Source organism: Nocardioides sp. Z50_6 (genome assembly GCF_058215755.1).
This window is the reverse complement of the sequence record NZ_JBZAJB010000001.1, coordinates 56,699-75,338: the sequence shown is the minus strand read 5'-3', so window position 1 is coordinate 75,338 and position 18,640 is coordinate 56,699. Positions and strand designations below refer to the sequence as shown.

Genomic DNA, 18,640 nt, shown 5'->3' with positions numbered 1-18,640 from the left:
CTCGTGAGCTCCTCCGGGAGCTCTCAGGGCCTCAGCAGCCCTGAGGAGTCGTCAGCGGTGCTCAGCGGCGCCCGAGGAGCCGAGGCGGTCGCGGCGGACCTTGCCGCTGGCCGTACGAGGCAGGTCCGGTGGGAAGGTCCAGTGCTTGGGGCGCTTGGCCGGCGCGAGCCGTTCCCGGGCGAAGGAGTCCAGGGTGAGCGCGTCGGCGCTCCCGACGACGGCGGCACAGACCCGCTGACCCCACTCGGCGTCCGGCTCGCCGTAGACCGCGACGTCGTCGACGCCGGGGTGCTCGCGCAGGGCGTTCTCCACCTCCAGCGGGTAGACGTTGACCCCGCCGCTGATCACCAGGTCCTCGCGGCGCCCGTCGAGGTGGACGTAGCCGTCCGCGTCGATGCGGCCGTGGTCGCCCACGGTGAACGCCGGTCCTTCCGGCGTCGTCCGCCAGGCGGCCGCGGTCTTCTCGGGCGCGTTGCGGTAGGTGAAGCGGGCGTGCTCGGGGACCACGCACCACAGCTGTCCCGACTCCTCCACGTGCAGGGACCGCCCCGGCCTGGCCCGGCCCACCGTCCCGGGCCTGGCCAGCCACTCCTCGGAGCGGCAGGCGGTGAACTGGCCCTCGGTGGAGCCGTAGAACTCCCAGGTGGTGCCGGGCTCGAAGAGGTCGATGAGTCGGCGCTTGACGGCGGGCGGGCACGGGGCGCCCGCGTGCGCCACGAGGCGGAAGCAGCTCAGGTCCGGCACGCCGACCTCGTCCCAGTGGGCGAAGAGCCGCTGGAGGTGGGTCGGGACGCAGAACATCGTGGTCGGCCGGGACTCCTCGATCGCCCGGGTGAGGGTGGCGGCGTCGAAGGGCCCGGGCACCACCAGGCTCCCGCCGGCCAGCAGGGTGCCCATCGCGAAGCGCAGCGGGGCGGAGTGGTGCAGGGGACTGATGACCAGGTTGACGTCGTCGGCCGCGAACTCCCACAGGTCGCGCTCCTCGGCCAGCAGCGACCGGGCCGCAGCCGGGTCCAGGAGGCCGGAGTCGACCGGCTTCGGTCGCCCCGTGGTGCCGCTGGTGACGTGCATGGGCCGGCCGAGGGGAAGCAGCCCGGTGACCGTTGCGGGCAGCGTGGCGGCCAGCGCGTCGAGGGTCTCCGGGTCGTCGACGACCATGGCGGGGTCGACGTCCGCCAGGATCCCGGCCCGCTCCCGGGCGGTGAGCGAGGGGTCCAGCGGGACCGGGAAGACCCCGGCGGCCAGCAGGGCGGTGACCACCTCGACGTACCGGAGCGAGCCGGGCAGGGACAGGACGACGCGGTCGCCGGCGTGCAGGCGGGGGAGGGGGCACTCGGTCACGGGCCCGATCCTGCCACCGCCGCGACTGGTAATCTCCGGCACCATGTCCGTCGAGACCCCGCCCCCGCTCGGCTGGCAGCGCTACACCTTCTCCATCGTCGGCGTGCAGAAGTCGGGCACCTCGACCCTGTCGGCCCTCTTCAACGCCCACGTCAACATCGCGAAGGCGCCGCGCAAGGAGATCCACTACTTCGACAAGGACAACGTCGACTGGGCGCGGACCGACCACCGCGACTACCGGGTGCCGCGCCGGCGGCGGGCGCACCGCCACATGGGCGACGCGACCCCGCGCTACCTGGCTTGGCCGGGGGCGCTGGAGCGGATGCGGGCCTACGACCCGGACATGCAGCTGATGGCGATCTTCCGCGACCCGCTCGACCGGCTGGTCTCGCACTGGACGATGCTCCGGCTCCGGCACGGCGAGGCGGGTCCGGACTGGGCCGAGTTCACCGCCTGGCGGCCCGAGGGCATGCCCGACGCGGTGCCGCAGGACCTGCGGGGCAAGGCCGACCCGGGCCGCTTCCAGCGCGCCTCCGGGGTCATCCGGGGCTACTACGGCAGCCAGGTGCGACGCGGGCTCGAGCTCTTCGGGCGGGAGCAGTGGCTCTTCATGGACTTCGTCTCCTTCCTCTCCGACCACGAGCGTCACCTCGACCTCGGCACCGACTTCCTGGGGCTGCCGCGGTTCGAGGAGCACCCGCCCCTGCGCCACCTGATGAAGGCCACCGGCACGATCACCGGGACGCCCCCCACGGGGGCCGAGCTGTGGGAGCTGGCGGAGCTCTACCGGCCCGAGGTCGCGGAGTTCGCCGAGCTCACCGGGCTCCGCGTCGACCACTGGACCACCGTGCGCCTGCTCGCCGGCGATCTCGACCCCGACGAGCTGGCGGCCCGCTACGCGGCGAAGGCCGGGCTCGTCGCCGCGGGCGCAGGGACCCCTGAGAGCGCCTGAGGCGGGCCACGTACCCTCGTCGGGTCCAGGACACCGAGCAGGAGGACGGGTGGCAGCAGTGCGGGTCGGACTGACAGGCGGCGTGGCCTCGGGGAAGAGCACGGTCTCGCGGATCCTCGCCGAGCTCGGCGCCGTGGTGATCGATGCCGACCTGCTGGCCCGCGAGGCGGTCGCGCCCGGGTCGGAGGGCCTCGACGAGGTGCTGGCCGAGTTCGGCCCCGGCGTGCTGACGCCCGACGGCGCACTGGACCGCGCGGCCCTCGGCGCGCTGGTCTTCGCCGACGAGGGCCGCAGGCGGGCCCTGGAGGCGATCATCCACCCGCGGGTGCGGGCCCGTGGCGCCGAGCTCGAGGCGGCGGCTCCGGCCACCGCGCTGGTGGTCCACGACATCCCGCTGCTGGTCGAGACCGGTCAGGCGGGAGCCTTCGACGCCGTGGTGGTGGTCGACGTCGAGGTGCAGACGCAGGTGGACCGGTTGATCTCCGAGCGGGGAGCGACGCCCGAGGAGGCCCGGTCCCGGATCGCCGCGCAGGCCACCCGGGAGCAGCGGCGGGCGGCGGCCACGCACGTGCTCGACAACTCCGGCACCCTGGAGGAGCTGCGCAGCGCCGTGGAGTCCCTGTACGCCGAGCTCACGGCCCGGGCGGCCGCCCAGGACGACCGATGAGGCCTCTGCTCGCGGCGCTGCTGGTGCTGTGCCTGGGTGCCTGCGGGCTGGTCGGGGACTCCTCGCCAGGCCCGTCGGAGAGGCGCTCCGGGGGCGACCCCGTGGGCGGGGACCGGGCCGGGGCCGAGGCGGCGCAGGAGGGTCCGCTGCTGTGGGGCCCCACACCCGACGAGGTGGAGCGGGCCCGCCGGCTCGTCGCCGGCTGGGGGCCGGAGCGCCTGGCCGGCCAGGTGATCGTCGGGCGCTACCACTCCACCGACCCCGAGGTGCCCGCCCAGCTGGTGCGCGACCTGCACCTGGCCGGGGTGGCCGTGACTTCGGACAACGTCGTCGACGCCCAGCAGGTGGTCGAGACGACCGCCGCGATCGCCGCCGCGCACGCTGAGGACGGGCGGACCCACCCGGCCGTCATCGGGGTGGACGAGGAGGGGGGCTCGGTGGCTCACCTGCGCGGCGTGGCCAGCACCTTCCCGCCCTTCCGGGCCGCCGGTGACGCGATCGACGTCGACCGCGCCGAGGGCGGACGGGCAGGCCGCAAGCTGGTCCGGGCCGCGATGCGGGCCTCGGGGCTCGAGCTGCGCGGCCTGGGGTTCACCTGGGTCTTCGCGCCGGTGGCCGACGTGACCGTGGGCTCGGCCGACCCCACCATCGGCAGCCGCTCGCCCTCCACCGACCCCCGGACGGCCGCCACCGCCGCGGCGGCCGCGGTCCGCGGCTACAACGCGGCCGGCATCGTCTCCGCCACCAAGCACTACCCGGGGCACGGCGCCGCCACCGGGGACTCGCACCTGGTGCTGCCCACGCTCGACACCCCGATGGCCGAGCTCGTCGCGCGCGACCTGCTCCCCTTCAAGACCAGCATCCGCGCCGGCGCCCCGGCGGTGATGATGAGCCACCTGGAGGTCACCGCCCTGCAGCCCGGCCTCCCGGCGTCGGTGGCGCCGAAGGTCTACCGCCACCTGCGCGAGGAGATGGGGTTCGACGGCGTGACCATCACCGACTCCCTGGGGATGGGGGCGGTGGCCGCGCTGGACCTCCCGGCGGTCCGGGCGCTGGAGGCGGGCGCCGACCTGCTGCTGATGCCCGTCGACACCCGGGCCACGCACGGCACGGTCGTCTCGGCGCTCAAGGACGGCACCCTCTCCCGCGAGCGGGTGGAGGAGGCGGCGGCCGACGTGGTGGCGCTGCAGCTGTGGCAGCAGCGGACCGCCGCCCGGACCCCGGTGCCGCCGGACGCCGCGGTACGCGCACAGACGGCAGCCTCCGAGCTGGAGGCTGCCGCCTGGTGAAGCCGGCTCAGGCCGGGTGTCAGGACCAGCGACTCAGGACCAGCGACTCAGGCCGCGAGGTCGGGGTCGCCGAGCCGGCGCAGCTTCTGCAGCGCCTCGCGCTCGAGCTGACGGACCCGCTCCGCGGAGATGCCGTGGCGGGCGCCGATGTCGGCCAGCTTGTGCTGGCGGCCGTCGACCAGGCCGTAACGGGCCCGGACGATGTCGGCCGACCGGTCGTCGAGCTGGGAGACCAGCCGGTTGAGCCGCTCGCGCGACTCCACGTCCAAGACGTTGGTGTCGGGGCTCGGGGCGGTCTCCTGGGCCATCAGGTCACCCAGGGAGGTGTCGCCGTCCTCGTCGATCGGGGTGTCGAGGGAGACGTGGTCGCGCCCCCAGGCCATCAGGTCGAGCACCCGCTCGAACTCCATGCCGAGCTCCTGGGCGATCTCCATCGGGTCGGGCTCGCGCCCGAGCTGGCGCTCCAGGTTGCGCCTGGCGCTGCCGACCTGGTTGAGCTCCTCGACGACGTGCACGGGCAGACGCACCACCCGCGCCTGCTGGGCGATGCCGCGGGTGATGGCCTGGCGGACCCACCAGGTCGCGTAGGTGGAGAACTTGTAGCCCTTGGTGTAGTCGAACTTCTCGACCGCCCGGATCAGGCCGGTGTTGCCCTCCTGGATCAGGTCGAGCATCGGCATCTGCGCGCGGCCGTACTTGCGGGCGATGGAGACCACCAGACGCAGGTTGGCGGTGATGAAGGTCTTGACCGCCTCGCGACCCTGCTCGGCGAGCCACTCCAGCTCCTCCTGCGTGGCGCGCCCGGGGGCGCCGCCCTTGCGGCGGCCGACCCGGCCCTCGCGCAGCAGCGCCTCGGCCATCAGCCCCGCCTCGATGCTCTTGGAGAGCTCCACCTCGCGGGCGGCGTCCAGCAGGGGCGTGCGCGCGATCTCGTCCAGGTAGAGCCCGACGCTGTCGCGCCCCTCGATCTCGCGGGACGTGCTGGTGCGAGCTGCTGTTCTGGTTGCCATCTGCCGCCTCCTGCTCCGTGACCGTCGACGTGGTCACATCGTGGTCAACGACCCGGAGGGATCGGTCATTCCCGAGCACCCGGAGTCGCTGTCTCTCACCAGCAACGACGTGCGGGAGCCCTGGAGAGTTGCCGGCTGGGACAACTCTCAGGGACTTCTCAGGGGGTGTCGCTCCCCGTTGCGCCGTCAAGGGTGGGTACCCCCGCCTGTGCGGCGCCATGCGCAGGCGCGGGCGGGGTGTCGGCCAAGCCCATCCGGTCCAGGATCCAGGCGAGGGAGAAGGCCCGGTCGTGCCAGGCCTTGTAGCGGCCCGAGACGCCGCCGTGGCCGGCCGCCATCTCGGTGCGCAGCAGGAAGTCGCGGCGGCCCACGGCCCTGGCCCGCAGCCGGGCCACCCACTTGGCCGGCTCCACGAAGAGCACCCGGGTGTCGTTCAGGGAGGTCTCGGCCAGGACCGGCGGGTAGTCGACCGCGGCGACGTTGTCGTACGGCGCGTAGCCGGCGATCCGTGCGTAGGCGTCGGCGTCGGCTTCGGGGTTGCCCCACTCGTCGTACTCGCCGACGGTGAGGGGGAGGGTCGCGTCCAGCATGGTGGTGAGGGTGTCCACGAACGGGACGCTGGCCACCACCCCGGCGAAGAGCTCGGGTGCCTCGTTCAGCGCCGCGCCGACGAGCAGGCCGCCGGCGCTGCCGCCCTCGGCCACCAGGGTCTGCGGCGAGGACCAGCCCGTCTCGACCAGGTGCCGGGCCACGTCGACGAAGTCGTGGAAGGTGTTCTCCTTGTGCTCCAGCTTGCCCTGGTCGTACCACCGCCGGCCCATCTCGCCGCCACCACGGACGTGGGCGATGGCGAAGGCCGCCCCCCGGTCGAGCAGCGAGAGCCGGGAGGGGGAGAAGTAGGGGTCGATCGACGCCTCGTAGGCGCCGTACCCGTAGAGCAGGGTCGGCAGGGGCCCGGCCTCCCGGGCGCCCTTGCGGCAGACGAGGCTGACCGGCACCCGCTCCCCGTCGCGGGCCGGGGCCCAGAGCCGGTGCTCCTCGTAGTCGTCGGCGTCGTAGCCGCCCAGCACCGGGGTCCGGCGCAGCAGGGTGAGCTCGCGGGTGCGCACGTCGTAGTCGTAGACCGAGGAGGGCACCGCCAACGAGGTGTAGCCCAGGCGGACGGTCGGCTGGTCGAAGGCCGGGTTGGCGCCGGAGCCGACGGTGTAGACCTCCCGGTCGAACTCGACCAGGTAGTCGTCCCCGGCGCCGTCCTCGCCCAGCTCGATGATCCGCAGCTGGGTGAGGCCCTGGCTGCGCTGGTGGACGACGAGGTGCCCGGCGAAGGCGTCGACCTCCTCCAGGCGGACCGCGGGGTCGTGCGGCAGCAGCGGGGTCCACTCCTGCGGCGGCGTCGGCGCGACGGGCGCGGTGGCGACCTCGAAGTCGGGTCCGGTCCCGTTGTGCAGGACGAGGAAGACCTGGCGGCCCGCCAGCACCGCGGGCTCGAGCGTGTACTCCAGCCCCTCGCGCCGCGGCGACCAGGTGACGAACCCGGAGCCGGGTTCCGCGGTGTCGCGGACCTGCCACTCGGTGGTGGTCTTGGAGCCGCTCACCACGAAGAGGAACCGGTCGTCGCGGCTCCGGCCGACGCCGACCCAGAAACGCTGGTCCTGCTCGTGGAACACCAGCTCGTCCGCCTCCTGTGCGGTCCCCAGCCGGTGGCGCCACACCTTGTCCGCGCGCCAGGCCTCGTCGACGGTCGTGTAGTAGAAGCCGGACCCGTCGGGCTCCCAGGTCACCCCGCCGAGCACGCCCTCCACCACGTCGTCGAGCAGCCGGCCCTCGGCCAGCTCCTTGACGCGCACCGTGTAGCGCTCGTCCCCGGTGGTGTCGACCGACCACGCCAGCAGGCGGCCGTCCAGGCTGAGCGCCGAACCGCCCAGGGAGAAGAACTCGTGCCCGCGGGCGAGCTCGTCGAGGTCGAGCAGGATCTCCTCGCCGGGCAGGGCGGGCCGCTCGGGGGAGGCGTCGCCGTCGGGGCGCGGGGGCGTCCAGTCGTCGGGGTCGAGGACCGGCACCCGGCAGCTGGCGCCGTACTCGCGGCCCTCGAAGGAGCGCGCGTAGAACCACCAGCCGCGGTTGCGGGTGGGCACCGAGAGGTCGGTCTCCTTGGTGCGGGCCTTGATCTCCTCGAAGATCCGGGCCCGCAGGCCGGCCAGGTGGCTGGTCCGCTGCTCCGTCCAGGCGTTCTCCGCCTCCAGGTGGGCCAGCACCTCGGGGGACTCCTTGTCGCGCAGCCAGTCGTACTCGTCGGTGCGCTCGTGACCGTGCAGCACCCGCGTCACCGGACGGGGCTCGGCGACCGGCGGGGCGGTCAGGGCGGGGGCGGAGGGCGCGGACGTCGGCTCGACGGGGGTCTCGGGCATGTGGCCGAGGGTACGACCTGCCCTCGGCCGGGAGCAGAATGGTCGCCGTGCACGTGGACCTGAACGCCGACCTCGCCGAGGAGGTCACCGACGACCTGGCCCTGCTGGCCCTGGTCACCAGCGCCAACGTCGCCTGCGGCTACCACGCCGGCACGCCCGCGGTGATCCGGATCGCCTGCGCCGAGGCGGCCCGCCTGGGGGTCTCGGTCGGCGCCCAGGTCTCCTACGCCGACCGGGAGAACTTCGGTCGACGCCGCACCGACCTGCCGGCCGAGGTGCTGCGCGAGCAGGTGGCCGACCAGGTCGGCCTGCTTTCCGACATCGCGACGCAGGAGGGGACGGCGGTCCGCTACCTCAAGCCGCACGGCGCGCTCTACCACCGGGTGGTCGACGACGAGGACCAGGCCGCGGCCGTGCTGGCCGGGTCGGGGCGGCTCCCCGTGCTGGGGCTGCCGGGCGGCGTGCTGCTGCGGATGGCCGAGGGGCAGGGACGCACCACCTGGCACGAGGCGTTCCCGGACCGCGCCTACACCGACGACGGCGCTCTGGTGCCGCGGGACCAGCCCGGCGCCCTGGTGGTGGGGGAGCAGGAGGTGGCCCGGCGCGCCGTGGCGCTCGCCGGCGCCGGGACCGCCCACTCGCTGTGCCTGCACGGCGACTCGCCGGGCGCGGTCGCGCACGCGCGGGCGGTGCGGCGCGCGCTCGAGGACGCAGGCTTCGCCCTGCGCGGACTCTGACCCGTGGCTCCCACCCCCCGCCCCGGCGACGGACCGGGCTCACGCGGCTCCCGCGACCTCCTGGGCGTCCGGCGGGCGGGGCCGGGAGCCGTGCTGGTCGAGGTGGCCGACCACCGGGCGGCAGCCTCGCTCGCCGCGTGGCTGCGTGCCTCGCCGCTGGCGTGCCGCGAGGTCGTCCCGGGGGCCTGCACGGTGCTGCTCGAGGGGCTCGCCGAGGGGCCTGCCGAGGAGGGGGGATCCCCCGAGTCGCTCGCGGGGCTGCTCGCGCGGTGGCCCGGGACCGACGAGGCCCCGTCGGGTGCGGCAGCGGTGGTGGAGGTGCCGGTGACCTACGACGGCGAGGACCTGTCCCGGGTGGCCGTGCTGTGGGGGACCTCGGTCGCCGAGGTGGTGCGCCGGCACACCGGGCTGGAGTTCGTCTCGGCGTTCTGCGGCTTCGCCCCCGGGTTCAGCTATCTCGCGGGGCTTCCCGACGAGCTCGCGGTGCCGCGGCTCGCGACCCCGCGGGCCCGGGTGCCGGCCGGCTCCGTCGCCCTCGCGGACCGTTGGTGCGGGGTCTACCCGACCGCCTCGCCGGGCGGCTGGCTGCTGCTCGGGCGCACCTCCGCGACGGTCTGGGACGTCTCGCGCGCCGCCGGCCCCGCCCTGCTGCCGCCGGGGACCCGGGTCAGGTTCACCGTCGCATGAGCCTGCTGGTGACCGACGCGGGAGCGCTGACCACGGTCCAGGACCGGGGGCGGCGGGGCTGGGCCCACCTCGGCGTCCCGGTGGCGGGGGCGTGCGACGCGCCGGCCGCCGAGCTGGCCAACAGGCTGGTCGGCAACGACCTCGACGCCGCGCTGCTGGAGACCACCCTGACCGGTGTGGAGGTCGTGACCCGCCGGTCCCGTGTCGTGGCGGTGACCGGGGCCCTGTGCGAGGTGCGGGTCGAGGGGCGCGCCGTCCCCCTCGACCAGCCCGTCGCGGTGCCGGCCGGGGCCCGGATCAGGGTGGGGCCCGCCCTCGACGGGGTGCGCAGCTACCTGGCGGTCGCCGGAGGGATCGACGTGCCGCCGGTGCTGGGGTCGCGGTCGACCGACACCCTCTCCTGGCTGGGGCCGCCCCCGGTGGCCGCCGGCGACGTGCTGGAGGTGGGACGGGCGGCGCGGCAGCCGGTTCCGGTGGACGTCAGCCGGCGCCTGCCGCGGCGGCGGGCGCTGCGGCTCCACCCCGGGCCACGGACCGACTGGATCGGGGACCTGACGCGGCTCGAGGGGCTGCGCTTCCGGGTCGGGGCGTCCTCCAACCGGGTGGGGCTGAGGCTGGAGGGGCCAGGGCCGGCGCTGCGCCGGTCGGGGGAGCTCCCGAGCGAGGGGGTGGTGCTCGGCGCCGTCCAGCTCCCGCCGTCGGGTCAGCCGGTGGTCTTCCTGCCCGACCATCCGGTGACGGGCGGCTACCCCGTGGTGGCGGTGGTCGACCACGCCGACCTGGCCGAGTGCGCCCAGGCGCGCCCGGGCGAGGAGCTGCGGCTCACTCTGGCCTGAGCGGCTCGGCCGCCTCCAGGGCCGGGTCGTCGTCGCGGAACGAGCGCACCGGACCGGGGCCGGTCGCGGCCGTCTCGAACCTCACGGTGACCACGCCGCGTCCGGAGCCCCAGACCCAGCCCGGCCCCAGCTCGGCGTGCACGACGTCCATGCCCGGGCGCCAGCCGGACGAGCTGCGCGGCGGCTGGAAGTCCGTCGCCTCCGTGGGTGGCGCCTGCTCGGTCTCGTCCTCGAAGAGCGACTCCTGCACCCAGTCGGCGAGCCCGGAGACCCCGACCCCGAGCAGGCGCACCCCACCGGAGGTGTCGAGGTCGGCGAGCAGCCCACGGGCGAGCCGGGCGACCACCGGGCCCGACTCCACGGGCGTCGGCAGGGTCGTCGACCGGGAGAGCGTGGTGAAGTCGTGGAGCCGGACCTTGAGGCTCACGGTGCGTCCCGCCAGGCCCTGCTTGGCGAGGCGCTCCGCGACGGTGCTCGCCTGGCGGGAGACGAGCGCCTCCATCAGCTTCCGGTCGGTCAGGTCGGTGTCGTAGGTGTCCTCGACGCTCACCGACTTCGCCTCCCGCTCGGCCACCACCGGCCGGTGGTCCTGGGCCCGTGCCAGGGCGTGGAGGTTCTGGCCCTGGGCGCGGCCGACCAGCCGCACCAGCTCCTCCTCCTCGACCCGCTCCAGCTCGGCGACGGTGTGGATGCCGGCGCGCCGCAGGCGCTCGGTGGTGGCGGGCCCCACGCCCGGGATGACGCTGACCCGGAGGGGCCGGAGCAGGTCGCGCTCGGTGCCGGGGGGCACCACGGTGAGCCCGTCGGGCTTGTCGAGCTCGCTGGCGATCTTGGCGATGAACTTGGAGGAGCCGAGGCCCACCGACGCGGTGAGCCCGTCGGTCACCTCGTGGACCCGCGCGCGGAGCCGCTGCGCGACCGAGGTGAGGGTGGGCACCTCGAGGTCGGGCAGGTCGGCCGCGGCCAGGTCGACGAAGGCCTCGTCCAGGGAGAGCGGCTCCACCAGTGGCGACAGGTCGCGCAGCACCGCCATCACCGCCGCGCTGGCCTCCCGGTAGGCATGGAACCGGCCGGAGAGGAACGCGGCGTGCGGGCACCTGGCCCGGGCCTCCCGGGTCGACATCGCCGAGCGCACCCCGAAGCGGCGCGCCTCGTAGGACGCGGTCGAGACCACGCCCCGGCCGCCGATCCCGCCGACCACCACGGGCTTGCCGCGCAGCGAGGGCTTGTCGCGCTGCTCGACCGAGGCGAAGAAGGCGTCCAGGTCGAGGTGGAGCACCGAGGCGTGTGACCTCATGCCTCGTGCGCCTGCGTCCTCATGCCTCCATTGTGGACTCCCCGGCCCGCTCGCCGTGCACAGCCGGACGGGATGCGCGGGTCCTCCCCAGGCCGGCCGGCCGACTCCGGCACGGCGCCGGCCGCCGCGACAGGCTCGCCGGCATGGACATCCCGCTCGGCCTCGTCGCCCGCTCCTCGGAGGACCTGCTCGCCTGCGTGCCGCTGCTCCTCGGCTTCGTGCCGGAGGAGTCGGTGGTGATGCTCGGCCTCGGGGGTGCGGGCGCGCCGCACGCCCGCGTCGACCTCGGCGACCCCGAGGACCTGCCGGGCGTCTGTGCCGCTCTGCTCGCGCCGGCAGTGCGGCATCGGCTCGACCGCGTCGTCCTGCTCGTCTATGCCGGGCTCGACCGGGCGGCGGCCGCCGCCGGGACGCTCCGGCGCTCCTTCGACCGGGCCGGCATCTCGGTGCTGCTGGTGGTCGGCTGCGACGGCCGGGCGTGGGCCCAGGTCGACGGTCCGGGGCGCGCCCCGGCGAAGGAGTTCGACGTCCTGGCCCACCCCTTCGTGGCCGAGGCCGTGGTGCGCGGCCACGTGGTGCACCGGTCCCGGGCCGACCTGGCCCGGTCGCTGGCACCGGTGCCGGAGCGGGTCCGCGAGACCGCTCGGGCCCTCCCCGCCGTGCGGTTCCCGGACCAGGCGTGGGTGCGGGCGACCGTGTGCCGTCTGGCCGGGAGCGGCCGGGTCCCCGACGCGGGCGAGGTCGCGCGACTGGCCCTGGCCGCCGCCCACCCCCGGCTGCGCGACGAGCTATGGATCCGGGTCCCGCGGACCGACGCCCGGCGCCACGTCGACCTGTGGATCGCGGTGCTCCGGGCGACCCCCGCCGCGCTCAGCTCCGCGCCGGCCTCGGTCCTGGGCATCCTCGCCTGGCGCGCCGGAGACGGGGCGCTGGCCTGGTGCGCGGTGGACGCCGCCCGGGCCGGGTCCGGGGTCTGTCCGCTGGCGCTGGTGGTCGCCGACCTGCTCACCCGGGCGGTCCCTCCGGACGGGCTGCCGGTCCTCGGGCAGGTGTCCTCGTGGCAGCCGTCCCGGGAGGCTGCGTCGGGGGCCGGGTGGGTGGCGCCGGTGGACGCCGAGGACCACCAGGCGGGCGACGCCGGCTGATGGGCCGCCCCTGGCCCTCCGGATGGCTATCGTGACGCCATGGGCGCAGAGGTAGAGGCACAGGAGTTCTCCCGCTCCGACCGGACCCGGCACCGGGAGAAGGTCCGGCGCTGCCTCGACGTCTTCGCCCGGATGCTCAGCGAGTCCCGGTTCGACACCGACGACCCGATGACCGGGCTGGAGGTGGAGCTCAACCTGATCAACGCCGACGGCGACCCCTCGCTGAGCAGCGCGGAGGCGTTGGAGGCGATCGCCGACCCGTCCTTCCAGACCGAGCTGGGCCAGTTCAACATCGAGATCAACTGCGCGCCGGCGCGACTGCGCGAGCGCGGCCTCGCGGCCTTCGAGCAGGGGTTGCGCACCAGCCTCAACGACGCCGAGGCCAGCTCCTCCCAGGTCGGCGCCCACCTGGTGATGATCGGGATCCTGCCCACGCTGGCGGAGGGTCACATGACCCGGGAGTCGTTGAGCCCCAACCCCCGCTACAAGCTGCTCAGCGAGCAGATCCTCAACGCCCGCGGCGAGGACATCACCATCTCGATCGCCGGCCCCGAGCGGCTGGAGACGACCACCGACTCCATCGTCCCGGAGGCGGCCTGCACCAGCACGCAGTTCCACGTCCAGACCTCCCCGGAGGAGTTCGCCGCCTACTGGAACGCCAGTCAGGTGATCGCCGGGGTCCAGCTGGCGGTGGGAGCCAACTCGCCCTACCTGCTCGGACGCCAGCTGTGGCGGGAGACCCGGATCCCCCTCTTCGAGCAGGCGACCGACACCCGCAGCGAGGAGCTCAAGGCCCAGGGCGTGCGCCCGCGGGTCTGGTTCGGCGAGCGGTGGATCACCTCGGTCTTCGACCTCTTCGAGGAGAACGTGCGCTACTTCCCAGCCCTCCTCCCGGTCACCGAGGAGGAGGACCCGCTGGAGGTGCTGGAGGCCGGCGGCACTCCGGCGCTGAACGAGCTGCGGCTGCACAACGGCACCATCTACCGCTGGAACCGGCCCGTCTACGACGTGACCCCCGAGGGCCCGCACCTGAGGGTGGAGAACCGTCTGCTCGCGGCCGGCCCCACGGTGGCCGACACCATCGCCAACGCGGCCTTCTACTTCGGTCTGGTGCGCGCCCTGGCCACCGGCGAACGGCCGCTGTGGTCCCAGATGTCCTTCAGCGCCGCCGAGGAGAACTTCCACGTGGCCGCCAGGCACGGGATCGACGCCCAGGTCTACTGGCCTGGCCTGGGGCAGGTGAGCGCCAGCGAGCTGGTGCTGCGCCGGCTGCTGCCGCTGGCCGACGAAGGCCTGGCCGCGAGCGGGGTGGAGGCCGGTGAGCGCGACCACTACCTCGGCATGATCGAGCAGCGCTGCCTGCTGCGCACCAACGGCGCGGAGTGGTTCGCGGCCCAGATGGAGGCGCGGCAGCACCAGGACCGCTTCGACGCCCTGCGGGCCTCCCTGCTCGACTACGTCGAGCGCATGCACAGCAACGAGCCGGTGCACACCTGGTCCTGACCGGACCCGACCCGCCCAGCCCTTGGTCGGGCCGCCGCTCAGCTGCGGCGGCGAAGCCGGCGCCAGGTCCGTTCCGCGCCGCTGGGGTGGTGGCGCCAGCCGTGCCGGGTGAGCACCACGAAGCCGGGCCGCAGGCCGAGCTCGTGCCACGCCTCGCTGCCCGCCGCCTGCCACTCCAGGTCGCACGGCGCCGGCTCCAGCTCACCCGAGCGCGCGAGCCACAGCAGCGGCTCCGGCACCAGCAGCAGCGCGCGGTTGGCCAGGGCGACCGCCACCTCGACGCGGCTGTCGTGGTCGAGCGGGTCGGCCGGGAGCGGCCGGAACACCCACGCCCTCTCGTCGTCGGGGCAGCCGGGCAGGCCCGCCCGCAGCACGGGTGTCAGGTGGCCGCGCGGGGCGGCGGTCTTGTGCGCCAGCACCGCGGCGCGCAGTCGCCCCTGGAGGTCGCGCGACGGAGCAGCGGGCTCGCCGCCGACGGCTGGGCCCGGGCGCGAGGGAGTGGGTGAGGGGACCACGGCGCCACCCTGCCCCAGCCGCGGGCCCGGCGATGTCGTTTCTCCACAGCCTCCCCAAGGCCCCGCGGATTGGGTACGGTGCTCGCGTGCCGCCGCCCGGCGGCACTCGAACCTGGGAAAGAGGTAGTCGCTGATGCCGACCGTGGTCGTGGGATATGTCGCCAAGCCGGAGGGGGAGGCGGCGCTGGCCAAGGCCATCGAGGAGGCCCGGCTGCGGGGGGCCAAGCTCGTCGTCGTGAACTCGCACCGGGGCGGTGCCGAGTACGACGGTGAGGCGGCCCAGCGCACCTCCCGCGAGATCGAGTCGGTCCAGCAGCGGCTCGACGAGGCGGGCATCGACTACGACGTCCGCCAGATGGTCCGCGGCTTCGAGCCGTCCGAGGACCTGATCAGCCTCGCCGAGGCCAACAAGGCCGACCTGATCGTGATCGGGCTGCGCAAGCGCACGCCGGTCGGCAAGCTGATCCTGGGCAGCAACGCGCAGCGCATCCTGCTCGACGCGCACTGCCCGGTGATGGCGGTCAAGGCCTGAGCCCCCCGGGGTGCGAGGGCTCCGCCCCTCCGCCCCGGTCCCACCACAGGGAGGGGATGTCCCATGCCCACATGGGCGGTCATCGTGTGCTTCGCCGCGTTCGTCATCGGGCTGAACCTGACGTTGTGGCTGTGCGGAGCCAAGGGCAGGCCTCGCTCGGACAGCAGCAACGAGACGCAGGCCTGGTCGAACAACTTCGACCATCCCCAGTTCTGAGGCGGCGTCCTCCGGGCGACGCCACGTCGACCCTGACCGCCTCCGCGACGCCGAGGCGACGTCACCGCATCGTAGGCTGGGGGCATGGGTTTCCAGATCGCCAACGAGCCTGAAGCAGACCGCGTCCTGGACGAGTACCCGTTCGCCGTGCTGGTCGGCATGGCGCTGGACCAGCAGTACGGGATGGAGCACGCGTTCCGTGGAGGCGCCAAGCTGCTCGACAGGCTCGGAGCGCTGGACACGGCCCAGATCGCGTCGATGGACCCCGACGACTTCAAGGCTGTCTGCTCGCAGCCGCCGGCGGTGCACCGTTTCCCCGGGTCGATGGCTGCCAAGCTCCACGGCATCGCGACGATCGTGGAGGAGCAGTACGGGGGCGACGTCACCCGGCTCTGGAACGAGGCGACCGACGGCAAGGACCTCCTCAGGCGGGTGATGGCCCTGCCGGGGTTCGGCAAGCAGAAGGCCCAGATCTTCGTGGCTCTTCTTGCCAAGCAGATGGGCGTGCGCCCCGAGGGCTGGGAGGCCGCGGCGGGTGACTACGCGCTGGAGGGCTACCGATCCGTGGCCGACGTGGTCGACGCCGACAGTCTGCTCAAGGTGAGGGAGTACAAGCAGGCCGCCAAGGCCGCGGCGAAGGCCTCCGGCGCGTAGCGACGGGACCGGAAGAAGACGTCCGCCGGGAGTGGGGCGCCGACCCGTCACCGGGGGCATGGCAGAATGTTGGACGCGGCCTTGACGTAAGCGGGCCTTGCCGCGCCCCTTTTCCGTGACGAGAGGTGTTCGTGTCTTCGAACGCACGCAAGCTGCTCCCCGCCGAGGTGCTGTCGCACCCGGCCGTCGTGTCCCTCATCAAGACAGGTGCGGCCACCGGCACGGTGACCCCGGACCAGGTGCGTCAGGCCAGTGACGCCGCTCTGGTCGAGCCGCGCCACCTCAAGGCGCTCCTCACCCACCTGAGCGGGCAGGGGATCACGGTCGACATCAGCGCGCAGTCGACGTCGCGCACCGCCGCCGCGGGGACCCCGCGCAAGACGACCACGGCCAAGGCCGCCAAGAGCGGCGCGGTCAAGGCGACCCCGGCGAAGCGGGCCGCGCCCGCCAAGCGTGCGGCCAAGACGGCGGCCCCCGGCCCCGTCGGCGAGCCGGTGATCGGCGCGGACGGCAAGAAGGTCCTCCCCGACATCCCCGACGAGCAGTTCGAGAAGGACGTCGTCGTCGACCCGACGATCAAGGAGGACGAGAAGCAGGCCTTCGTCGTCTCCGCCGCCGACGACACCGACGAGCCCGAGCAGCAGGTCATGGTCGCCGGTGCGACCGCGGACCCGGTCAAGGACTACCTCAAGCAGATCGGCAAGGTCCCCCTCCTCAACGCGGAGATGGAGGTCGAGCTCGCCAAGCGGATCGAGGCGGGCCTCTTCTCCGAGGAGAAGCTGGCCAAGGGCGGCAAGCTCAGCGCCAAGACGCTCGAGGAGTTCGAGTGGATCGCCGAGGACGGCCGCCGCGCCAAGAACCACCTGCTCGAGGCCAACCTGCGTCTCGTGGTCTCCCTGGCCAAGCGCTACACCGGCCGCGGCATGCTCTTCCTCGACCTGATCCAGGAGGGCAACCTGGGTCTGATCCGCGCGGTGGAGAAGTTCGACTACACCAAGGGCTACAAGTTCTCGACCTACGCGACCTGGTGGATCCGCCAGGCCATCACCCGCGCGATGGCCGACCAGGCCCGGACCATCCGGATCCCGGTCCACATGGTCGAGGTCATCAACAAGCTCGCGCGCGTGCAGCGTCAGATGCTCCAGGACCTGGGCCGCGAGCCCACCCCGGAGGAGCTGGCCAAGGAGCTCGACATGACCCCGGAGAAGGTCATCGAGGTCCAGAAGTACGGCCGGGAGCCGATCTCGCTGCACACCCCGCTCGGCGAGGACGGCGACTCGGAGTTCGGTGACCTGATCGAGGACTCCGAGGCGATCGTCCCCGCGGACGCCGTCTCGTTCACCCTCCTCCAGGAGCAGCTGCACGCCGTCCTGGACACCCTCTCCGAGCGCGAGGCGGGCGTGGTGAGCATGCGGTTCGGTCTCACCGACGGGCAGCCGAAGACACTCGACGAGATCGGCAAGGTCTACGGCGTCACCCGCGAGCGGATCCGCCAGATCGAGTCCAAGACGATGTCCAAGCTGCGCCACCCCAGCCGCTCCCAGGTCCTGCGCGACTACCTCGACTGAGGTCGAGCCGGGTCGGCGATGACTGATGGGCGGGATCCGGTGGGGGCGCGGCCGGAGGGGCCGCTTGGCGGGCGCCGCCCTGCTGGCGCTGGTCCTCGCGGGTGCCCTGGCCTGGTGGGCCGGCTCGGTGGGTGAGGAGCCCGAAGGGAGCTCGGACCCCGAGCTGCGGGCGCTGCTGCGCCCCTGGTACGAGGCCGTCCGGGAGCGCGACGAGGCGCCCGCGCGCGTCGTGGTCGTCGGCGACTCGATCTCTGAGGGGATCTGGATGACGCCCCCGGTCCACCGCACCCGACTGGTCGGCCTCCTCCAGGACGAGCTGCGCGAGCGCCTGGACGCCCCCGGAGCCGCCGGCTACCTGCCCGCCTTCTACGTCGACTCCGTCACCCAGGACGACGCGGTGCGGGGTGGGGCGCCCTCCCACGAGCACCTGTTCGATGCCTGGGGCCTGGGTGGACGGAGCCTCTTCATGCCGCCCACCGCGACGCTGCGCTATCCCGCGCTCGAGGCGCGCCGGGTGCGGGTCTGGTACGGCACCACGGGCGTCGCCGGGGGGCAGGGGAGGGTGCTGGTCGACGGGGTCGACGTCACGGCGCAGGGCTCACTGAGCGACGGGTCGGACGCGGGGGGGACGATCAGCTCCGCCGTTGCGGCGCCCGAGGCCGGCCTCTGGTGGGAGTCCGCCGACCTGGGGGCGGGGGAGCACGTCGTGGAGGTGCAGAGCGTGGGCCCGACAGGCGACCTCGTCCACAACGGCGTGGAGTTCCTCGACCCCGACGCCCACTCCGGCATCCACGTCTACGACGGATCGCACTCCGGAGCCGGGACCCAGCACTTCGTCACCCTGGAGACGGCACGAGGCCACTGGCGCGAGGTGGCGGCCCTGGACCCCCGGCTCGTGCTGATCAACCTCGGGACGAACCCCGACCCGCTCTACCGCCAGGACCTCCAGATCGTGGTGGAGCGCGCCCTGGCCTCCGCCCCGCGGGCGGTGGTGCTGATCGTCGACGGCTACGAGGCCGGCACCTGGGACAGCGTCGCCTGGCAGGAGGTCCGCCGGGCCCGGCAGGAGGTCGCCGCCCTCTACCCGGACCGGGTGGGCGTCTTCGACCTGGCCGCGCACTGGCCCGTGCTCGCCAAGGACGGCTCCACCAGCGAGGACCTGATGCTGGAGGAGAGCCTCCCCCTCCACCCGAGCCAGGAGGGGACCGAGCGGATGGCGTCGATCTACGCCGACCTCCTGACGCCTCCGGACTGATCCCGCCGGGCCGGGGGCCGGGCGGGAC

General features: G+C 74.0%; 18 protein-coding genes. 13 read left to right on the top strand and 5 right to left on the bottom strand.

What is annotated here, in order from left to right:
• Window positions 1-51 precede the first annotated feature (51 nt).
• Entirely contained in the window at window positions 52-1,341 is a 1,290-nt protein-coding gene (locus AC4BGE_RS00355) for a class I adenylate-forming enzyme family protein (RefSeq protein WP_490574014.1), read from the bottom strand.
• Window positions 1,342-1,384: 43 nt separating this feature from the next.
• Here AC4BGE_RS00355 and AC4BGE_RS00350 point away from each other — a divergent pair, with 43 nt between their 5' ends.
• The 3 genes from AC4BGE_RS00350 to AC4BGE_RS00340 are packed head-to-tail and all read left to right on the top strand — an operon-like array spanning window position 1,385 to window position 4,249.
• Window positions 1,385-2,293, top strand: a complete 909-nt coding sequence (locus AC4BGE_RS00350) for a sulfotransferase domain-containing protein (protein WP_490574013.1) — start codon at window positions 1,385-1,387, stop codon at window positions 2,291-2,293.
• A gap of 58 nt (window positions 2,294-2,351) precedes the next feature.
• Window positions 2,352-2,960: a dephospho-CoA kinase gene (coaE, locus tag AC4BGE_RS00345; protein ID WP_490570221.1), complete on the top strand. Its 609-nt coding sequence runs from the start codon at window positions 2,352-2,354 to the stop codon at window positions 2,958-2,960.
• Window positions 2,957-4,249 (top strand): glycoside hydrolase family 3 N-terminal domain-containing protein, encoded by a 1,293-nt coding sequence (locus AC4BGE_RS00340; protein WP_490574012.1) that lies wholly within the window; start codon window positions 2,957-2,959, stop codon window positions 4,247-4,249. The genes coaE and AC4BGE_RS00340 overlap by 4 nt, the downstream gene beginning before the upstream one ends.
• 47 nt (window positions 4,250-4,296) lie before the next feature.
• Here AC4BGE_RS00340 and AC4BGE_RS00335 read toward each other — a convergent pair whose 3' ends face one another.
• On the bottom strand, window positions 4,297-5,259 hold the full coding sequence (locus AC4BGE_RS00335; protein ID WP_490570082.1) for a sigma-70 family RNA polymerase sigma factor: 963 nt from the start codon (window positions 5,257-5,259) through the stop codon (window positions 4,297-4,299).
• Between the two features lie 158 nt (window positions 5,260-5,417).
• Complete coding sequence (locus tag AC4BGE_RS00330) at window positions 5,418-7,667, bottom strand: S9 family peptidase (protein ID WP_490574011.1); 2,250 nt, start codon at window positions 7,665-7,667, stop codon at window positions 5,418-5,420.
• Window positions 7,668-7,705: 38 nt separating this feature from the next.
• Here AC4BGE_RS00330 and AC4BGE_RS00325 point away from each other — a divergent pair, with 38 nt between their 5' ends.
• Genes AC4BGE_RS00325 through AC4BGE_RS00315 form a run of 3 tightly spaced genes read left to right on the top strand, consistent with a single transcriptional unit; the run spans window position 7,706 to window position 9,927 of the window.
• Window positions 7,706-8,404 carry a 5-oxoprolinase subunit PxpA gene (locus tag AC4BGE_RS00325; RefSeq protein ID WP_490574010.1) on the top strand — a complete coding sequence of 233 codons (699 nt, stop codon included), beginning with the start codon at window positions 7,706-7,708 and terminating at the stop codon, window positions 8,402-8,404.
• A gap of 3 nt (window positions 8,405-8,407) precedes the next feature.
• Window positions 8,408-9,091 (top strand): 5-oxoprolinase subunit B family protein, encoded by a 684-nt coding sequence (locus AC4BGE_RS00320; RefSeq protein ID WP_490574009.1) that lies wholly within the window; start codon window positions 8,408-8,410, stop codon window positions 9,089-9,091.
• Complete coding sequence (locus tag AC4BGE_RS00315) at window positions 9,088-9,927, top strand: 5-oxoprolinase subunit C family protein (protein WP_490574008.1); 840 nt, start codon at window positions 9,088-9,090, stop codon at window positions 9,925-9,927. Before AC4BGE_RS00320 ends, AC4BGE_RS00315 begins: the two co-directional genes overlap by 4 nt.
• On the opposite strand, the gene AC4BGE_RS00310 is transcribed toward AC4BGE_RS00315, so the two are convergent.
• Window positions 9,914-11,224 (bottom strand): DNA polymerase IV, encoded by a 1,311-nt coding sequence (locus AC4BGE_RS00310; RefSeq protein ID WP_490570087.1) that lies wholly within the window; start codon window positions 11,222-11,224, stop codon window positions 9,914-9,916. The genes AC4BGE_RS00315 and AC4BGE_RS00310 overlap by 14 nt on opposite strands.
• Window positions 11,225-11,367: 143 nt before the next feature.
• On the opposite strand from AC4BGE_RS00310, the gene AC4BGE_RS00305 reads away from it, so the two are divergent.
• Complete coding sequence (locus AC4BGE_RS00305; protein WP_490574007.1) at window positions 11,368-12,369, top strand: DUF4192 domain-containing protein; 1,002 nt, start codon at window positions 11,368-11,370, stop codon at window positions 12,367-12,369.
• A gap of 39 nt (window positions 12,370-12,408) precedes the next feature.
• Window positions 12,409-13,872, top strand: coding sequence for a glutamate-cysteine ligase family protein (locus AC4BGE_RS00300; RefSeq protein WP_490570089.1), 1,464 nt, complete (start codon window positions 12,409-12,411; stop codon window positions 13,870-13,872).
• A gap of 38 nt (window positions 13,873-13,910) precedes the next feature.
• Here the strand turns inward: AC4BGE_RS00300 and AC4BGE_RS00295 are convergent, their stop codons facing one another.
• Window positions 13,911-14,387 (bottom strand): hypothetical protein, encoded by a 477-nt coding sequence (locus AC4BGE_RS00295; RefSeq protein ID WP_490574006.1) that lies wholly within the window; start codon window positions 14,385-14,387, stop codon window positions 13,911-13,913.
• 133 nt (window positions 14,388-14,520) lie between these two features.
• Here AC4BGE_RS00295 and AC4BGE_RS00290 point away from each other — a divergent pair, with 133 nt between their 5' ends.
• The 5 genes from AC4BGE_RS00290 (at window position 14,521) to AC4BGE_RS00270 (ending at window position 18,612) form a co-directional block, all read left to right on the top strand.
• On the top strand, window positions 14,521-14,919 hold the full coding sequence (locus AC4BGE_RS00290; RefSeq protein WP_490570091.1) for a universal stress protein: 399 nt from the start codon (window positions 14,521-14,523) through the stop codon (window positions 14,917-14,919).
• A 63-nt stretch (window positions 14,920-14,982) separates the two neighbouring features.
• Entirely contained in the window at window positions 14,983-15,135 is a 153-nt protein-coding gene (locus AC4BGE_RS00285; protein WP_490570092.1) for a hypothetical protein, read from the top strand.
• Between the two features lie 84 nt (window positions 15,136-15,219).
• Window positions 15,220-15,789: an HhH-GPD-type base excision DNA repair protein gene (locus tag AC4BGE_RS00280; RefSeq protein WP_490574005.1), complete on the top strand. Its 570-nt coding sequence runs from the start codon at window positions 15,220-15,222 to the stop codon at window positions 15,787-15,789.
• A gap of 125 nt (window positions 15,790-15,914) precedes the next feature.
• The gene (locus AC4BGE_RS00275) at window positions 15,915-17,357 is read left to right on the top strand and encodes an RNA polymerase sigma factor (RefSeq protein WP_490570095.1); all 1,443 of its coding nucleotides are present in this window, start codon (window positions 15,915-15,917) and stop codon (window positions 17,355-17,357) included.
• Between the two features lie 64 nt (window positions 17,358-17,421).
• Window positions 17,422-18,612: an SGNH/GDSL hydrolase family protein gene (locus AC4BGE_RS00270; RefSeq protein WP_490574004.1), complete on the top strand. Its 1,191-nt coding sequence runs from the start codon at window positions 17,422-17,424 to the stop codon at window positions 18,610-18,612.
• Window positions 18,613-18,640 lie beyond the last annotated feature (28 nt).